The organism is Brucella gallinifaecis (assembly GCF_006476605.1).
Lineage (GTDB): Bacteria > Pseudomonadota > Alphaproteobacteria > Rhizobiales > Rhizobiaceae > Brucella > Brucella gallinifaecis.
On the sequence record NZ_ML636800.1, the window covers coordinates 105,143 to 122,514 of the forward strand.

The following is a 17,372-nucleotide window of genomic DNA, read 5'->3' on the forward strand; positions in this document are numbered from 1 at the left end:
TTACATATCCGCAATTGAGATTGAGAACAGATTATCAGGTCGAACAAAGAGGCCAAAAGCAAGGCGCAGGCCTACAGCTAGCACCAGCAATGCAAGCAATAGACGGAGTTGTTCGCCACGCAGTTTTTGCCCTGCACGAGCACCATATTGTGCACCGATTACTCCTCCGAGCATCAATAGAAAGGCCAGTACAATGTCGATAGACTGGTTGGTTGTTGCCTGCATGACCGTGGTGAAGGCCGTTACAAATGTGATTTGAAAAAGCGATGTACCCACAACGACATTGGTTGGGACATGCAGCAGGTAGATCAGTGCCGGCACCATGATAAATCCACCGCCGACACCCATTACCGATGATAATAAGCCAATGAAAAAACCAATTCCGAGCACGGGAATGATGCTGACATAGATAGTGGAAGCGCGAAACCGCATTTTGAAAGGCAGTTTGTGGATCCATGTATGTTGTCCGGGACGGCGGATTGCACCAGCCTGTCCTTTTTTCACACGGCGCAGGGCACGAAAGCTTTCAACCAGCATCAGTCCACCAACTGTGCCAAGAAAGAAGACGTAAAGGATTGAAACGATCAGATCTAGTTGCCCCAGATCACGCAGCCACGAGAAAACGAATATACCGATCAGCGACCCTGCTATGCCGCCCGCAACCAGAAACAGTCCGAGTTTTATATCGAGTGTTCTTCGTTTGAAATGTGCCAATGCACCTGAGACGGATGAAGCGATAACCTGATTTGCGCCGGTTGCGACAGCAATTGCAGGCGGAATGTTATAAAAAATCAGCAGTGGCGTGATAAGAAATCCGCCGCCGACGCCAAACAATCCTGACAGAAAACCAACAGCAGCACCCATGCCGAGCAGAACCAGCATGTTTACCGATAATTCCGCAATGGGAAGATAAATACCCAATTCCGAACCCGGTTTGAAAACGCACAATACGCAGCCTTGTGCGGTCGCGCCATACCGCCAAGTCTGTTTCATATTTGTTAAAGCGCGTTCTTGTGCAACCAGTTAGAACAGGCTCTAACAATTTGATTTACTAGGCATCATAGCTGAAAATCATTATCGGATTTTCAAGATGCTTTCTAAGGGTTTGCTCTTTCGGCGTGATGAAGTCAAATCCTGATTGAAAATAGAGTTACTTTGCTCAATCCTGACAAAAGAAATCAGAACATTGTTGTTTATGAACAACAATGTTCTCATGTATGATTTTCTGATGCTGGAATGTAAATTTTTGATAACTGAATTATTCGAGCTGGTTCTGGCGATTACTGATGATGATCTGAATATCGTCTTTTGGTGTAATAACAGAATATGTGGATGATGGATAAAATTGCGCTTTTATCGAAATCGGATCGGACATTTTATTGTCTATTAGATGGCTCGTTTTGATTATATAAATGAACGGGTTTGTGATTGTAGCACTATAATTGCCTGTAAATCGGCTTCCTGATGTGAACCCGAAAGATGTCTCGGCATCACAGTAATATTGACCATTTGTGATGATCCAATCATAGGTGGGATCGGATCGTGTCATTGATGTTTTTTTGCCATCTGGTGTTGTAAAAGCAAGATTGAACGAGAAAGCGATGTAAATATTCTTCAGATCGATACCTCCAGATTGAATCTGGAACAAAGATTTATAAGTCTGAGTGTCATCTGCAGGGGTAAGCTGTCCTTTTAACGAGGATATTTCAAAATCGATAGCATCTCCCTGAAAACCCTTAATGTCTTTGTCAAGAATAAGGGGTATTTTTGCAATTATACCATTTTCCATTTCATTATTAATGTATATTAGCATTGTTGCCCCCTGATTATTATTTTAATATTATTTAATATCAGAATTTATCAAGCTGTTAATTATAGCAATATTTGAATATATTTGTTAAAATTTATCATTATATTGTATTGTTTTTCATGTTTGCCTTTTATAAAAATCGAGTTCACATTGTTTTTTTGCAGTAATTAATCTTTGCGAATTGTGCTTTGTTGTTTGCGTGATGAATATGTAGGTGAACGACGCATCAACCTGGTTTGCATTATTGCCGGGTCTTGCTGGCGGCGTATCCATCGTAAATCAAAGGTGCAGCTGTAATGACAGGCTTGTGTTTTTAAACAAGTGATTTCAGTTCTGGACAGCGAAACAAACTCCTACTAAAACAGGTAATACAGTTGTCAGATATCCTGACAATAAGGCAGATCAGGTTTGGAGGCCTTCTGTCTTAAAGGTGTGAGAGGAACCTTGTTCCCTATGGAGGAGACGGTGAGCGCACGGATGAAAGCGTTTGCCCGTGTTTGGTCACGTATTTCTCTGTAGTGGGCCGAAGTCAGATAATTGTAGCTTCTCATTTGAGGAAAGCTACCGGGAGGAGGATTGCTTGAATTCAAAGCATTTAATGAATGAACTTAATATTTTTTCTGCTCACGCACAAAAGAGCTTTTTGTTTGGCCAGATATGGTCTGCAAATGAAAAAAGGTTGCATCTTTTAAATAAACTTATGGGATACTTATCCATAATGCGCTGTGACACCAAAAGAGTCACCAGTAACCTTGCCGCATCCGGGATGCCCGAAAAGGTGCAAGGTAAAGGTGCAAGGCAATGATTAAGAAACTTATTGATCTGTTTTTCCGCTTCCTGGCCTTGCTTATGATATTGGCACTGGCAAGCATGGCATTAATGGTATTTGTTAATGTAGTGCTTCGTTATGGTATGAATTCAGGTATTGCCATTTCTGATGAGATGGCACGGTACTTTTTTGTCTGGCTTACCTTTATTGGCGCTGTCGTTGCGCATCGTGAAAATCTCCATATGGGTGTGGAAACGGTCGTTTCGCGCTTTGGGCGAAAGGGCAGAATTGTCCTGATGGGTGTGTCCAATCTTATTATTATGGGTGTGTCCGCAATCCTCTTTCTTGGAACTTGGGAACAGTTGCCTATTAACACATCTATGACAGCACCTGTCAGCGGCCTCTCGATGGGATGGGTTTACGGAATTGGATTATTTACAGGCGCAGGTATTTTTCTGATCTCGCTTGAACGACTGTTTCGTATCCTGACAGGCCGTGTCACCGAAGATGAAATAGCCGCTTTCGCTGGAGAACATATGTCCATCGAGCAAATGTCGGAGCGTGCCTGATGACCCTTCTGGTATTTATTGGATCGCTCGTTGGAGCGATGGCCATTGGCGTTCCTGTTGCTTTCGCGCTTATGCTTTGCGGTGTCGCTCTCATGTGGCACATGGATATGTTCAACTCGCAAATCATTGCACAAAATATGGTTTCGGGTGCAGATACATTCACTTTGCTGGCCATTCCATTCTTCATCCTGGCTGGGGAGCTGATGAATTCCGGCGGCCTGTCCCGTCGTATCATTGATTTCGCGATCGCATGCGTTGGCCATATTCGTGGCGGCCTTGGTATTGTAGCGATTTTTGCAGCGATCATCATGGCGTCGATTTCCGGCTCGGCAGCCGCCGATACTGCGGCCCTTGCCGCGATCCTTATCCCGATGATGGCCAAGGCCGGATACAATGTTCCGCGCTCTGCGGGTTTGATTGCAGCTGGTGGTATTATTGCTCCGATTATCCCTCCATCGATGGCATTTATCGTCTTTGGTGTTGCTGCCAATGTCTCGATTACCAAGCTATTCATGGCGGGAGTTTTTCCAGGCATATTGATGGGAATTTCTCTCATTATCACCTGGCTGCTTGTGGTCAGAAAGGATAAAGTAGAGGCACTTCCACGTGTCTCAGGTAAAGAGCGCCTGAAAGCCAGCGGTCGTGCCGCATGGGCGCTTGGAATGCCTGTTATTATCCTTGGAGGGATCAGGGCAGGTATTGTAACGCCGACAGAAGCCGCAGTTGTTGCCGCCATATATGCGCTTTTTGTGGGTATGTTCATTTATCGTGAGCTTAAAATAAGTGATCTTGGTCAGGTATTATTTCGTGCCGCAAAAACAACTTCTGTTGTTATGTTTCTGGTGTGCGCGGCACTTGTATCCGCATGGCTTATTACAGCAGCGAATATTCCAGCAGAAATCAGCAGCTATATCGAGCCATTGATCGACCATCCGACTTTATTGCTCTTCGTGATCATGATTTTGGTTCTGATCGTAGGAACAGCGCTTGATCTTACTCCGACGATTTTGATCCTGACACCGGTGTTGATGCCAATTATCCAGAAGGCTGGAATTGACCCTATCTATTTCGGTGTTCTCTTCATCATGAACACGTCAATTGGCCTGCTTACCCCGCCGGTTGGTGTGGTTTTGAATGTGGTTTCCGGTGTTGGCCGCGTCCCGCTTGGTCGCGTTATAACCGGTGTGCTGCCATTCCTGTTGGCCGAAATATGCGTATTATTTCTGCTTGTTCTGTTTCCTGATCTCGTTCTTGTTCCTGCCAGCTGGCTCTATTGAGCCACTGGTGTTTCATTTCTTTCTCTAACTCTGGGAGGATACTCATGAGAAAGCTTCTGATTACGACAACTGCACTGGCCACCGTTGCTGCTGCTCTTATTTCAGCGCCGGCACATGCCGAGTTTAAAAGCCGCAATATCCGCGTTTCCAATGGTATCAATGCTGACCATCCGGTTGGTGATGGTATCAAGGCAATGCAGGCATGCCTTGATGAAAAATCAGGTGGCAAGCTAAAGCTTACCGCTTTCTGGGGCGGGGCTCTGGGTGGAGACCTTCAGGCAACCCAAGCACTGCGTTCCGGTGTTCAGGAGGCCGTTGTTACCTCGTCCTCGCCATTGGTTGGTATAGTTCCGGCGCTTGGTGTATTTGACCTTCCATTCCTGTTTGCGAATGCTGAAGAAGCCTATACCGTTATGGATGGAGAATTCGGTGATCTGCTCAATGAGAAACTTGACGCAGTTGGCCTGGTTAATCTGGCATATTGGGAAAACGGCTTCCGTAACCTGTCCAATTCCAAGCAGCCGATTAACAAATGGGAAGATCTTGACGGGATGAAGGTTCGCGTCATGCAGAACAACATATTCCTGGATACTTTCAAGAACTTTGGCGCCAACGCTACTCCAATGGCATTTGGTGAAGTTTTCTCCGCACTCGAAACAAAGGCTATCGATGCGCAAGAAAACCCTTATGTAACAATCGACACTTCAAAATTCTATGAAGTTCAGGAATATGTTTCCGAAACCAAACATGCTTATACACCATTCCTGCTCCTTTTCTCAAAGCCGATTTTCAACACCTATTCACCAGAAGAGCAGGCTGCTTTGAAGGAATGCGCTATTGTTGGCCGTGATGTTGAACGTGAAGTTATCACTGAGCTTAACAAGAAGTCTTTGGAAAAGATTAAAGCTGCTGGCGTGAAGTTCAATACGATTTCACCGGAAGAACAGGCTCGTATTCTGGAAAAATCGCAGGTTATTTATGAAAAGCACAAGGCGGATATCGGAACTGATGTTGTTGATCGCGTGCAGGCGATCCTGAGCGATTTGCGTAATTAAAAGTTACCGTCGGAAATTCAATAAAAATAAAACCCGCGGGATTATTCCCGCGGGTTTTATTTTTATCAGTACAGTGAAATCTGTTGACGAGAAATGATTGCCGTCAAAAAATACTTCAAATAGAAAACCATTTTAGAGCGCCGATCTGATTGAATCAGATCGGCGCTCTAAAGTCTTTGTATTTGATGCATAATCTTATTAATCCTCGTTTCACACCGGTCGGATTATGCTCTAATCTTGAGTTTTGGCCTTTTGTTCCCGGAAGAAAATAAACAGCCCGGATCCGACAATAAGCAACGCTCCGATAATCATTCCTGTTTTGGGTAAATCGCCAAAAAACAACCATCCGAATAGGACAGCCCAGAGCAAGAGAGTATATTGAAGCGGTGCTACAGTCGCAGCATCCGAAATTTTTAATGAGCGATTAACGAGCATATGGGCGGCCATAGCCACTATGCCCAAAAGCAGCATCAGGAAAAGGTCTGCTGCTGCACCCATAGGTCGCCAGTCAAATGGTGCAAAAATCAGACCTGCTATTAAAGCCCCCATCAGTTGAAAGAAAACGAGTGTTTTATCCGGGGTATTTCGCAGGCTTCGGCCTGAAATCATCATGAAGGTAAAGGCAATCGTACCGAGAATAGAAATTATTGCCGGAGCGGTGAACATTGCACTTGATGGATTAAGTGCAATAATGACACCGACAAAGCCAACAGCTATAGCGGTCCAACGGCGCCAGCCAACTTTTTCACCGAGCAGAAAAGGTGATGCAGCCGCTACATAAATCGGAGCTGCAAGCCAGTAAGTCATAACATCCGCCAGGGGGAGGTACATGACTGCATAGTAGAATGCGAAAACTTCAAAAGTTGAGAAGAAAACACGAGCAGCCTGCATTATCGGCTTTTCAGCCTGGATAATAGGTTTCAACCCTGCACGCCAGAGGAAAGGAGCCAGAATTACAAGCGCAGCTACACTGCGGATCAAAATAACCTGACCGACGCTATAGCTGGCAACCAGCCACTTGCCCATGGCATCGTTTAAAGAAAACATCAGCATGCCAAGCAGCATCAGTGCAGGCCCAGCCATAGCCGATATTGTATGACCACTTGGTGATGATTGCGATGTGACAGACATGAATTATCCAATCAAAATTGTTCGATAGCCTGCGTCATAGGGAGTTCACGTCTGAAATCCGACGATTTACTGTAAATGCTTTGTCCAGTTCCGGGTTAAGCTCCATGCCAAGCCCCGCTCCCGGAGGCACTGTTATCATACCATTCTTCACTTCAGGTAATGCTGTTACAAGATCGCGATACCAAGTGCGATAAAAGGCGCGAACGCTCTCCTGCACCAGTGCATTGGGTGCATTGAGTGAAAGATGTGTTGAAGCGCATAGAACAACCGGGCCAGTACAATCATGCGGTGCGACAGGCAAATGCCAGGCTTCGGCCATTGCAGCAATCTTTCGCGCTTCAGACAATCCTCCGCACCACGAAATGTCCAGCATTACGACACCGGCAACGCCCGTTTCGATATAGTCACGGAAACCCCATCGGGTCGCCAGCGTTTCAGAAGCCGAAATCGGCGCCGGGGAAAAGTCAGCATAACGTTTAAGGCTTGAAAGACTATCCATTTTGATCGGATCTTCATGCCAAAATGTATTATAAGGTGCCAGTGCTTTGGCAATATTGATTGCAGGCAGAAGCTGCCACATTGAATGAAACTCGACCATGATGTCGATCCGCTCACCAACGGCCTTACGGATTTTTTCAAATGGTTCGAGTGCCGTTCTAAGATCAGCAGACGATATATATTGCCCTTTTGTTTTCTCTGCGGCAGCATCGAACGGCCATATTTTCATGGCCGTTATGCCTTCCTCGAGAAGTGAGTGGGCCAGTTCATCGGCGCTGTGTAAAAAACCGTTGAGATCATCGTAATCGTGGCCGGTCGCAAGGCCATAATTACCAGTCGTCTGTCCGGTAGTTTTCTTTATATATTCAGTCCCGGCGCAAGTATTATATGTTCGAATTTCACGCCGTGAAAAACCGCCAAGAAGCTGGGCTATGGGCTGGTTTGTTACTTTTCCAAATATGTCCCATAAAGCGATATCAAACGCTGAATTGCCCCGCACCTCCGCACCGGATGAACGAAACCCGACATAGCCGACGAGATCCGAAGCCAGTCGATCTATGTCCAGGGGATTTTGTCCGATAACTCTCGGAGCTACATATTCATGGATATAGGCTTCGACGGTCTGTGCTCCAAAAAATGTCTCACCGAGGCCAGTAATACCCTCATCAGTATGGACAAGAACCCAGAGCAGATTTGCGCGTTCGGCCACGCGCACTGTTTCCAGTGCCGTTATTTTCATCATTTCCTCCCATTACCCCGAGAAGGCTGATCGCTTCCTCTTGGTGTTACCCGCAACTTGACCGATGAAAGTATCAAATTGGTTAGTCTCGTGGGCGTTTATTGCAAAAACCCCGTTGTATCTTCATAGTTTTTTGATTTTTCTGGTCAAGTGATTGATAAATATTTTCATAGAGTCTTTCATCTTCGTTTCTGACTATATTAAAGATAAGATCGAAAATATTGTCTATTGCTTTGACTATTCCAGACGATGGAATATCTGGGGGGAGTTTATGTCGTTTCGATTATTTGATCTTTCGGGAAAAATTGCGCTGATAACCGGTTCAAGTCAGGGCATAGGTCTTGCGCTTGCAAAAGGCTTGGCTGAACATGGCGCTGAGGTCGTAATCAATGGGCGCAATCCACTCAAAGTGGAAAGGGCCGTGAGTGATTTGCGCAATGCAGGGCATATAGTACACGCATCCAGTTTTGATGTAACTGACAATGAAACCGTCAGGAAAGGTGTAAATTTAATCGAGAGTGACATAGGCGCAATTGAAATTCTTATTAATAATGCAGGGATGCAATATCGCGCACCACTTGAAGAGTTTCCTGATGATAAGTGGCAGCAATTGCTACAGACCAATATTTCAAGCGTTTTCTATGTTGGGCAGGCAGTTGCACGTCATATGATCGAGCGCAAACACGGTAAAATCATCAATATAGCTTCTGTACAAAGTGAATTGGCTCGCCCATCCATCGCGCCTTATACCGCAACCAAAGGTGCCGTGCGGAATCTGACACGCGGTATGGCAACCGATTGGGCCAAATATGGCCTTCAGATAAATGCGATAGCACCAGGCTACTTCAAGACTCCGCTTAATCAGGCATTGGTGGATAATCCGGAATTTACCGATTGGCTGGAAAGGCGCACTCCGGCAGGTCGCTGGGGTAATGTTGAGGAACTGGTTGGTGCTGCGGTTTATCTGAGCGGCGAGGCTTCGTCCTTCGTGAACGGTCAGGTGCTGCATATTGATGGCGGCATGACGGCGAGCGTTTAAGCGATAATCAATTCTCGAATGGCAATAATCTGCCATTCGAGATGTTTGTGAACCATACAGAAAATTCTGTCGGTCTTCGCGTCACCAGAGAAAATTCAGGTTCTAATGATTATGCCGTGGCGGTGTTTTTGAAAGCTGGCGGAACTTCTCAGCATCGCGGATTGTAGCACCATCGGCAAGTTGTGTGACAGTTTGTCGGTAGATCATTTGCCATGGTGTTGCATCGGCGGGTGTTGCGGGAATCCCGTCTGTTTTTCGACGCATAATTTCGACATCATCGACCAACATATCGCAACGGCCTTTATTGAAGTCGATGCGAATAATATCGCCAGTGCGCACCCAGGCCAGACCACCGCCGGCGGCGCTTTCCGGTGATGCATTGAGAATGGACGGACTGTCTGCCGTACCAGACTGCCGTCCGTCACCTATGGTTGGCAGGCTGGTAATGCCACGTTTCAACAAGTGGTCCGGTGGCTGCATGTTGACAACTTCGGCTGAACCCGGCCAGCCAAGCGGCCCGGCTCCCCGGATGACCAGAATACAGCGTTCATCAATGTCGAGCGCCGGGTCATTGATACGCTGGTGATAATCCTCGGAGCCGTCAAAAACGATAGCGCGACCATCAAAAATACCCTCGCGCCCTGGCTCTGACAGGTAGCGCTCGCGAAATTCAGGGGAGACTACACTCATTTTCATGATGGCAAAATCAAACAGGTTTCCTTTCATTACGAGGAAACCTGCACGCTCTTTGATGGGCTGTGCATAAGGGTAGATTACATCACGATCCGAAGCTTCACGGCCTTCAAGGTTTTCAGCTATGGTTTTTCCGGTAACACTTTTACAGGAACCATCGAGTTTTCCAGCCGACAGCAATTCCCACATGATTGCCGGAACGCCACCTGCTCGATGGAATTTTTCTCCCAGATATTTGCCCGCAGGCTGAATATTGGCCAGAAGGGGAACATCAAAGCCTTCATCCTGCCAGTCTTCAGGTTGCAGTTCCACACCTGCATGTTTTGCCATTGCCATGAGATGGGGCTGCGCATTGGTTGAGCCGCCAATTGCCGAATTGACTTTGATTGCATTGATAAATGATGCACGTGTCAGGATATCGGATGGACGTATGTCCTCCAGTACCAGTTCCACAGCACGACGGCCCGTGCGATAGGCCATTTGCCCACGTTCCCGGTATGCCGCTGGAATAGCAGCACAGCCGGTTAGCGACATGCCGAGCGCTTCAGCCATGGCGTTCATTGTTGATGCTGTTCCCATCGTATTGCAATGGCCTATGGAAGGCGCAGAACTCAGTGCCGCTTCAAGGAATTCTTCCTTGCTGATTTCGCCTGCTGCATATTTGCGGCGCGATTGCCATATCACTGTTCCAGAGCCGACGAGCTTACCTTCATGCCAGCCATCGAGCATTGGGCCGCCTGAAAATACGATTGCAGGTATATCGACGGTTGAAGCTGCCATTAACGCAGATGGTGTAGTCTTGTCGCAGCCTGTTGTGAGTACAACGCCATCAAGCGGATATCCGTAGAGGATTTCAACCAGCGTCATATAGGCCAGATTTCGGTCAAGCGCTGCTGTGGGTCGTTTGCAGTTTTCAAACAAAGGATGACTGGGAAACTCAATGACAATGCCGCCAGCATCACGGATACCGTCGCGGATCCGCTTGGCCAGATCGAGATGATGGCGATTGCAGGGGTTGAGATCACTTCCAGACTGGGCAATGCCGATGATCGGTTTACCAGAGCGCAATTCTTCTGGAGTGGTGCCGTAGTTCATGAAACGCTCAAGATAAAGCGCTGTCAGATCCAGATGATCGGGATTATCAAACCAATCCTGCGAGCGTAACCGGCGCTGCGTTTTTTGATCATCTTTCATTGCGCTTCCTCATTGCCATGATTGTTGAGCCTCTCCAGATATAGCAACAAGCCTGAATGGTCTTTTTCCCCATCACCGGCATCAACGAAAGCCTGATACTCATTACGAATGTCTTCCGTTAATGGCAGTTTCAGGGAAAATTTTTCAGCCATTGCGACTACGGCATCCAGATCTTTGAGTTGCAAACGTGAAGGTCCGCCCGGCTCAAAATTACGCTCTACCATGCGTTTTCCATGCAGATCCAGAATGCGGCTTTCTGCAAAACCACCGCGAATTGCATCGCGAAATTTGCCCCGATTCGCGCCACCGGCTTCTACCAGCATCATGGCTTCGGCAATGGCTCCAATTGTAATCGCAACAATCTGCTGGTTCGCAAGCTTGCAAATCTGCCCGGCGCCCGATGGTCCTACATGCGTAACACGGCCAAGAGCTGCAAACACATCTGCCAGTTCTTCAATAAGTGCTTCTTCGCCACCTGCCATAAGCGCAAGGGTTCCAGCTTCTGCCCCTACGGTCCCGCCAGAGACGGGGCAGTCGATATAATGAATACCCATTTCATGCAGTCGCTTTGCATGTTCACGCGCAATCGGCGGAGCGATAGACGACGTATCGATAACAACTGCACCCGCTTTAAGCGCGGCTGCAACACCCCCGTCAAACAAAACAGAGTTTACAGCCTTGCCATCGGAAAGCATGGTGAAAATGATATCGGCGTCCTGGATCGCCTGAACAGCGCTCGCAGCGATAATCGCGCCATTCTTGGCCAATGGTACTGCCTTGGCAGGGTCTCTATTCCAGACTGAAACACTAAAACCTGCCTCCAGCAGACGCCGTACCATTGGTCCGCCCATAAGTCCTGTACCCAGGAAAGCAATTGCGCGTGTCAAAGGGAGCCTCCAAGCTCATCTTCAATATGAGCATGAATGATCTGGTCAAATGAGGTTTCTGCCTTAAAACCGAGTTCGCGTGCGCGTGTGGCTTCAAAACCGGGTGCCCATCCCGCACACATTCTTATGATCATTTCATCCGGTTCTTTCCGAATAAGCGCAACGGCCTTTTCGCCAGCGATACGTCGCAAGGCGTCGATCTGCTCTCCTACGGTTACGGAAAGACCTGGCATAAATAGATTGCGGCGCGGACCGAGATTTTGAAGATTCATCGTTGCAGCATGGATCAGGAAGCCAACGGCAGAGCGTGGCGACGTATGCCAGTGACGAACGTCTTCAGATACTGGCAAAACGGCTTCCTGTCCGATCAGCGGTTCACGCAAGATATTGGAGAAAAAGCCTGATGCAGCAGCATTTGGTTTGCCAGGGCGAATACAGATTGTGGGCAAACGTATGCCGATGCCATCGAAAAAGCCGCGCCGCGTGTAATCAGACAGCAGTAATTCACAAATTGCCTTCTGCGTGCCGTAGCTGGTCAGGGGCGTAAGATGGAAATCATCCGGGATAGGGAAGGGTAGCGGAGCGCCGACAACTGCAATTGATGATGTAAAGACGATGCGAGGATAATATCCGTCTTTATTATGGGCATGACGAACTGCATCAAACAAAAGGCGCGTACCGTCAAGATTGATCAGATATCCTTTGTCAAAATCAAGCTCTGCTTCGCCTGAAACAATGGCGGCCACATGGAAGATAATATCTGGACGGGTTGCGATCAGTTTTTCAGCCGTTCCATGAGCAGAAAAATCAACGCTTTCAAGTTTCGCTTCGCCGCTAAAACCTGCCGGTGCTTCCGGTTTTATAACATCGACCAGTGTCAGTGTTTTGATAGGCTTTCCATCAAGGCCACCATCTTTGACAAGTCGCTGTGATAGTTTGCGGCCAACCATACCGGCTGCACCAATGATCATAATATGCATTGTCTACTCCTCCACTACATATCTTATTCGATTCTGCTGATACGAGAACAACAAGAACGAAAAATATTTGTAGGGTTGTCTGATAACCTTATATCGTGCAATTGAAAACTAAAATAATGAAATTGCTATCTGCTTTATCAGTCAAGGCGGGATGGCGGCAGGAGAAATGATGCAACAGGAAGTCAGAAGTGCAAGTGCCGCAAATAAAGTGTCAGACCATGTGCAGGCGTTGATTATTGAGCTTGGAGCGGACCTTGTTCTTGCCGGTGATGATATGGATCGCTATTGCCGTGACTGGCATGGGGATGTGAGTAGCAGCGCTGTTGCGGTACTGCGTCCTCGTTCCACAAAAGATGTGTCTGCTTGTGTAAAAGCTGCCATAAATCGCGGGCTTTCTATTGTCCCTCAAGGTGGCAATACAGGTCTTGTGCTTGGCGCAATACCGGATAGCCCTGAAACGCAAGTTGTGATCAGTCTGGAACGAATGACAGCTATACGACGGATTGAGGTTGATGACTTCTCTGCTGTGGTGGAAGCTGGTTGCCTTCTGTCTGAATTCAAGGACAAAGTTGAGGCGGCCGGGATGTTCTTTCCGCTTGCCCTGGGTGCACAAGGTTCTTGTCGTATTGGTGGCAATGTATCCACCAATGCAGGCGGTATCAACGTCTTGCGCTATGGCATGACGCGCGAACTTGTACTTGGTGTGGAGGTCGTGCTGCCGGATGGTTCAATTTTTGATGGTCTTTCGACTTTGCGTAAGGACAATCGCGGCATAGATGTAAAACAGCTGTTTATTGGTGCTGAAGGAACCTTGGGTATCATTACGGCTGTTTCCGTTAAGCTTATGCCTTATCCTGCACAGGTTGCAACAGCATTACTCGGTCTGAACTCTCTTGAGGAGGCCATAACGTTATATCGTCGTGCGCGATATGATTGCTGTGACTTGATGTCGGCTTTTGAATTTATGCCGCCCATTGCTTTCACTTTGGCACGTGAAGCGATGCCTGATTTGGCCATGCCATTGGACGGAAACTATCCAGCCTATGTGTTGATGGAAATTTCTGGTTCTGGCCTGATCAATATCGAGGAACTTATGCAGCGTTTCCTTGAAAACGTCATGCAGGATGGTCTTGTCGTTGACGGGGTAATCGCAACCTCTCATGAGCAGTCCCGCAAATTATGGCTGTTTCGTGAAGGCATGAATGAAGGGCAGGCCAAGCGGGGCTCTCATTTGCGTACTGATGTTTCTGTGCCTTTGTCGCGTCTGGCGGAATTTGTTCGTGAAGCAGAACTCGCAATTCATGCCGGTCTTCCAGATTGTGTTTGCGTGTCTTACGGCCATGTCGGTGATGGCAACGTGCATCTTAATGTATTGCCACCTGAGACGCTGGATCGTGAAGAAAGCGATGCTTGTATTTATGCTGCAAAAAAAATCATCAATGACGTACTGGATGGTTATGATGGCTCAATCAGTGCAGAGCATGGAATTGGCCGTTTGAAGCGTTCTGACTTTGAGAAGTGGCTGCCGGATATTCGCAGACAGTTATTAAACAGAATCAAGACTGCAATTGACCCGAAATTTGTGATGAATCCAGGCTGTCAGTTGAGCTTTCCATTGAATTTGGACATTGGAGGAGGAAGACAGACATAAAAACCGTACGTATGGAAGAATACTTCTAGTTACTTGCACCACAATCAATGTGCTTTGGTGCAGAGTGCACAAGCTTGGAATGATAGAGCGTTTTCTGTTTGATTTGAGTAACCGGAAATGCTCTATTTATTTGTTATTAAAAGAAAAAACATATGCATCGTATAGTTGCTTCATGGGCCTATGGTGCATCGGCAAAATCCAGATATTCTATTTTTGAAACAGAAATGTGAATCCTGTTTCCTGAGCCATTTAAATAGGCCTGCCTGATCTTTTCTGAGCCAGAATAATCTCTTCATCGTCTGATGTTGAAGATTATTGCTTTACGTACCTCAAAGTGAACGCTAAGGTTGAGCTGCAAGACTTTGGGAGGAGTTAAGTGCTAACTAATAATCCAGTATACAGAAACGCGAATGCGCACGAGTGTGTCTGCACTGTGTTGAGTGTAACCGCATGAATACAGTTCCATCAGAAAATCCTGCGCCACTCCTTGAGGCCGTGGCATTGTCAAAATCCTTTGGGCCGGTTCAGGTTCTTAAAGGTATTAATCTGAGCATTTATGGCGGCGAAGTTCATGCAATTATCGGTGAAAATGGTGCTGGAAAATCAACATTGATGAAACTGCTTGCCGGTAATGAACGTCCGACAAGCGGTGAAATTCATATTGATGGAAAACCTGTCACCTTTTCCGGGCCGGTCGAAGCTGAAGCACAGGGAATTGTACTTGTGCATCAGGAAATTCTGTTGGCACCGGATCTGAGTGTTGCGCAGAACATTTATCTTGTTCGCGAACTCTCAAACGGCATTGTTGTCGATGATAAATCAATGCGTGAAGGTGCGCGGGAGGCAATTCGCAATCTTGGCGCAGACATCGATCCCGATGCAATTGTTGGCAATCTTTCGATAGCCCAGCGGCAGCTCGTACAGATTGCACGTGTATTGCTCGTTCCGCATCGTGTGGTCATTTTTGACGAACCGACAGCATCACTGACACCGGTGGAAACCGAAGCCTTGTTAAAAGTGATCTGCGATATTCGCGCCAAGGGCGTTGCAGTTCTTTATATCTCTCATCGTTTACCGGAAGTGAAAGAGATTTCGGATCGCGTAACGGTTTTGCGTGATGGAACACTTGTTGCAGCACATATGGCTTCAGAGCTTCAGCCCAATGATATGGCCCGTCTGATGGTTGGGCGTGATGTGGCAAAACTTTATCCTGATCGTGCAACGGAGCGTGGCCAGGATCAGGTGCTTGAAGTGCAGGATTTTACAGTGCCGGGCTTTGTTAAAACCGCAAGCTTTAGCTTGAAAAGAGGAGAAATCCTTGGTTTTGCCGGACTTGTTGGTGCCGGACGTACGGAGCTTATGGAGGGAATTGTCGGACTTCGTCCCGGTAAGGGTCAAGTTCGACACAATGGCAAGCCAGTCAATTTCCATAATGCGCATGAAAGCCTTTCGGCAGGAATCGCCTATCTCAGCGAGGACAGGAAAGGCAAGGGTTTGCTGCTTGGCAAAGATCTGGGCATCAATCTGACCCTTGCATCGATCACCAAATTTGTCCGCGGCTTGCAGATTGACCGACGCAAAGAACGCGCGGCACTTGATGATGCGATCAAGGAATTTGATATCCGCACAGGCCGCAAGGATATTCTTGCAGGGCAGCTCTCTGGCGGAAATCAGCAAAAGCTGTTGCTTGCAAAAATGATGTTGCTCAACCCGTCGATCGTTATCATTGACGAACCAACGCGCGGTATTGATGTGGGCACAAAAGAACAGATTTATCAATTCATTGCCAATCTGGCTGATGAGGGCAAATCAATCATTGTCGTATCATCTGAAATGCCGGAACTGATCGGGATATGTGATCGAATTGTCATCATGCGCGAAGGACGGATAGCGGGAGAAGTGATCGGAGAAAAGATGACCGAGCATGACATCGTTGTCCTTGCAACAGGCGTCAGCAAAGAAGCCGCATAAAGGTAGAAGGGGAACGAATGACTGACGTATTAACTGATAAGAGCAAAACGCCAAAGACGTCTAAAGACTGGGATCTGAGGGCGATTGCGCCTTTTATCGCGCTCATTCTGCTGCTTATTCTTGGAACGATTGCCAATCCAAATTTCATCAGCATTGATAATCTGCTCAATGTTGCAACACGCAGTGCCTTTATTGCCATTATCGCACTGGGTGCTACTTATGTAATATCGTCTGGCGGGCTTGATCTTTCGGTTGGTGCTATGGCGGCATTTGTCGGCAGCATCATGATCATGTTCATGAACAGCGGTGTCATCGCCGATCCGGTCATGATGCTGATAGCGGCAGTCTTACTGGCCGTTGTAGTGGGTGCACTTTGTGGTTTGACCAACGGGCTGATCACAACGCTTGGCGGGATAGAACCGTTTATTGCAACCCTTGGAACTATGGGGATTTACCGTGGTCTGACGACCTGGCTGTCGCAGGGCGGGGCTATTACGCTGCGCAATCCAGATATTCAGGCGCTTTACCGCCCTGTTTATTTCGGTGATATATTCGGTGTTCCCATTCCGGTCATCGTGATTTTTGTGACAGCCGCGATCGCTGCTTTCGTTCTTTACCGCACCCGTTATGGGCGGCATGTAATTGCTGTTGGCTCCAGTGAAGATGTTGCGCGCTATTCAGGTATTTCGGTTAAACGGATTCGCACCATTGCCTATGTTGTACAGGGACTTTGCGTGGCTGTTGCCGTGTTGCTTTATGTGCCGCGATTAGGCTCGACATCGGCCACAACCGGAATGCTGTGGGAATTGCAGGCAATTACAGCCGTTGTTGTCGGCGGCACGGCATTGCGTGGTGGCATAGGACGTGTCTGGGGAACGATCTGCGGTGCGTTTATTCTTGAAATTGTCGGCAATATCATGCTGCTTTCCAACTTCATCAGTGAATATCTGATCGGCGCTATCCAGGGAGCAATTATCATCATTGCCATGCTGGTGCAGCGTTCACTCTCACGACGATGATAGGAACTGGTTGCTGACTTGGGACTACAGGTTTGACAGGATTGATGGGGCGGTCCGGTCACTCAGTGATAAAGCCCCCGAACAGTTGGG

Annotated in this window: 15 protein-coding genes; 8 read left to right on the forward strand and 7 right to left on the reverse strand. The window is 47.4% G+C overall.

Translation table 11 applies throughout. The features are described 5' to 3' along the window. The gene (locus tag FHY56_RS00480; protein ID WP_140903523.1) at positions 1-921 is read right to left on the reverse strand and encodes a sulfite exporter TauE/SafE family protein; all 921 of its coding nucleotides are present in this window, start codon (positions 919-921) and stop codon (positions 1-3) included. A 337-nt stretch (positions 922-1,258) separates the two neighbouring features. After that, the gene (locus tag FHY56_RS00485; protein WP_140903227.1) at positions 1,259-1,813 is read right to left on the reverse strand and encodes a hypothetical protein; all 555 of its coding nucleotides are present in this window, start codon (positions 1,811-1,813) and stop codon (positions 1,259-1,261) included. A 577-nt stretch (positions 1,814-2,390) separates the two neighbouring features. On the opposite strand from FHY56_RS00485, the gene FHY56_RS00490 reads away from it, so the two are divergent. Genes FHY56_RS00490 through FHY56_RS00505 form a run of 4 tightly spaced genes read left to right on the forward strand, consistent with a single transcriptional unit; the run spans position 2,391 to position 5,480 of the window. Beyond that, positions 2,391-2,615, forward strand: a complete 225-nt coding sequence (locus FHY56_RS00490) for a hypothetical protein (RefSeq protein WP_140903228.1) — start codon at positions 2,391-2,393, stop codon at positions 2,613-2,615. Further along, positions 2,615-3,148: a TRAP transporter small permease gene (locus tag FHY56_RS00495; RefSeq protein WP_140903524.1), complete on the forward strand. Its 534-nt coding sequence runs from the start codon at positions 2,615-2,617 to the stop codon at positions 3,146-3,148. Before FHY56_RS00490 ends, FHY56_RS00495 begins: the two co-directional genes overlap by 1 nt. Continuing rightward, entirely contained in the window at positions 3,148-4,425 is a 1,278-nt protein-coding gene (locus tag FHY56_RS00500) for a TRAP transporter large permease (RefSeq protein WP_140903229.1), read from the forward strand. Before FHY56_RS00495 ends, FHY56_RS00500 begins: the two co-directional genes overlap by 1 nt. 44 nt (positions 4,426-4,469) lie before the next feature. Beyond that, positions 4,470-5,480: a TRAP transporter substrate-binding protein gene (locus tag FHY56_RS00505; RefSeq protein ID WP_140903230.1), complete on the forward strand. Its 1,011-nt coding sequence runs from the start codon at positions 4,470-4,472 to the stop codon at positions 5,478-5,480. Between the two features lie 231 nt (positions 5,481-5,711). Here FHY56_RS00505 and FHY56_RS00510 read toward each other — a convergent pair whose 3' ends face one another. Further along, on the reverse strand, positions 5,712-6,611 hold the full coding sequence (locus FHY56_RS00510; protein WP_168927564.1) for a DMT family transporter: 900 nt from the start codon (positions 6,609-6,611) through the stop codon (positions 5,712-5,714). 34 nt (positions 6,612-6,645) lie between these two features. Further along, positions 6,646-7,848 (reverse strand): mandelate racemase/muconate lactonizing enzyme family protein, encoded by a 1,203-nt coding sequence (locus FHY56_RS00515; RefSeq protein WP_140903526.1) that lies wholly within the window; start codon positions 7,846-7,848, stop codon positions 6,646-6,648. Positions 7,849-8,119: 271 nt separating this feature from the next. On the opposite strand from FHY56_RS00515, the gene FHY56_RS00520 reads away from it, so the two are divergent. After that, a complete protein-coding gene (locus FHY56_RS00520) occupies positions 8,120-8,887 on the forward strand; it encodes an SDR family oxidoreductase (protein WP_140903231.1) in 768 nt (255 codons plus the stop codon). Between the two features lie 102 nt (positions 8,888-8,989). Here the strand turns inward: FHY56_RS00520 and FHY56_RS00525 are convergent, their stop codons facing one another. From FHY56_RS00525 to denD, 3 genes are read right to left on the reverse strand one after another with little or no spacing between them, the layout of a single operon-like run. Beyond that, entirely contained in the window at positions 8,990-10,774 is a 1,785-nt protein-coding gene (locus tag FHY56_RS00525) for an IlvD/Edd family dehydratase (RefSeq protein ID WP_140903232.1), read from the reverse strand. Further along, on the reverse strand, positions 10,771-11,661 hold the full coding sequence (locus FHY56_RS00530; RefSeq protein WP_168927565.1) for an NAD(P)-dependent oxidoreductase: 891 nt from the start codon (positions 11,659-11,661) through the stop codon (positions 10,771-10,773). The genes FHY56_RS00525 and FHY56_RS00530 overlap by 4 nt, the downstream gene beginning before the upstream one ends. Next, on the reverse strand, positions 11,658-12,641 hold the full coding sequence (denD, locus tag FHY56_RS00535) for a D-erythronate dehydrogenase (RefSeq protein ID WP_140903233.1): 984 nt from the start codon (positions 12,639-12,641) through the stop codon (positions 11,658-11,660). The genes FHY56_RS00530 and denD overlap by 4 nt, the downstream gene beginning before the upstream one ends. Positions 12,642-12,810: 169 nt before the next feature. On the opposite strand from denD, the gene FHY56_RS00540 reads away from it, so the two are divergent. The 3 genes from FHY56_RS00540 (at position 12,811) to FHY56_RS00550 (ending at position 17,282) form a co-directional block, all read left to right on the forward strand. Beyond that, complete coding sequence (locus tag FHY56_RS00540) at positions 12,811-14,292, forward strand: FAD-binding oxidoreductase (protein ID WP_140903528.1); 1,482 nt, start codon at positions 12,811-12,813, stop codon at positions 14,290-14,292. A gap of 450 nt (positions 14,293-14,742) precedes the next feature. After that, positions 14,743-16,263, forward strand: coding sequence for a sugar ABC transporter ATP-binding protein (locus FHY56_RS00545; RefSeq protein ID WP_140903234.1), 1,521 nt, complete (start codon positions 14,743-14,745; stop codon positions 16,261-16,263). Between the two features lie 17 nt (positions 16,264-16,280). Next, positions 16,281-17,282, forward strand: coding sequence for an ABC transporter permease (locus FHY56_RS00550; protein ID WP_140903235.1), 1,002 nt, complete (start codon positions 16,281-16,283; stop codon positions 17,280-17,282). Positions 17,283-17,372 lie beyond the last annotated feature (90 nt).

Coding starts and splice junctions, on each gene's coding strand:
- FHY56_RS00485 (WP_140903227.1), bottom strand. CDS start 1,813: ATGCTAATATACATTAATAATGAAATGGAAAATGGTATAATTGCAAAA.
- FHY56_RS00500 (WP_140903229.1), top strand. CDS start 3,148: ATGACCCTTCTGGTATTTATTGGATCGCTCGTTGGAGCGATGGCCATT.
- FHY56_RS00505 (WP_140903230.1), top strand. CDS start 4,470: ATGAGAAAGCTTCTGATTACGACAACTGCACTGGCCACCGTTGCTGCT.
- FHY56_RS00510 (WP_168927564.1), bottom strand. CDS start 6,611: ATGTCTGTCACATCGCAATCATCACCAAGTGGTCATACAATATCGGCT.
- FHY56_RS00515 (WP_140903526.1), bottom strand. CDS start 7,848: ATGAAAATAACGGCACTGGAAACAGTGCGCGTGGCCGAACGCGCAAAT.
- FHY56_RS00520 (WP_140903231.1), top strand. CDS start 8,120: ATGTCGTTTCGATTATTTGATCTTTCGGGAAAAATTGCGCTGATAACC.
- FHY56_RS00525 (WP_140903232.1), bottom strand. CDS start 10,774: ATGAAAGATGATCAAAAAACGCAGCGCCGGTTACGCTCGCAGGATTGG.
- denD (WP_140903233.1), bottom strand. CDS start 12,641: ATGCATATTATGATCATTGGTGCAGCCGGTATGGTTGGCCGCAAACTA.
- FHY56_RS00540 (WP_140903528.1), top strand. CDS start 12,811: ATGCAACAGGAAGTCAGAAGTGCAAGTGCCGCAAATAAAGTGTCAGAC.
- FHY56_RS00545 (WP_140903234.1), top strand. CDS start 14,743: ATGAATACAGTTCCATCAGAAAATCCTGCGCCACTCCTTGAGGCCGTG.
- FHY56_RS00550 (WP_140903235.1), top strand. CDS start 16,281: ATGACTGACGTATTAACTGATAAGAGCAAAACGCCAAAGACGTCTAAA.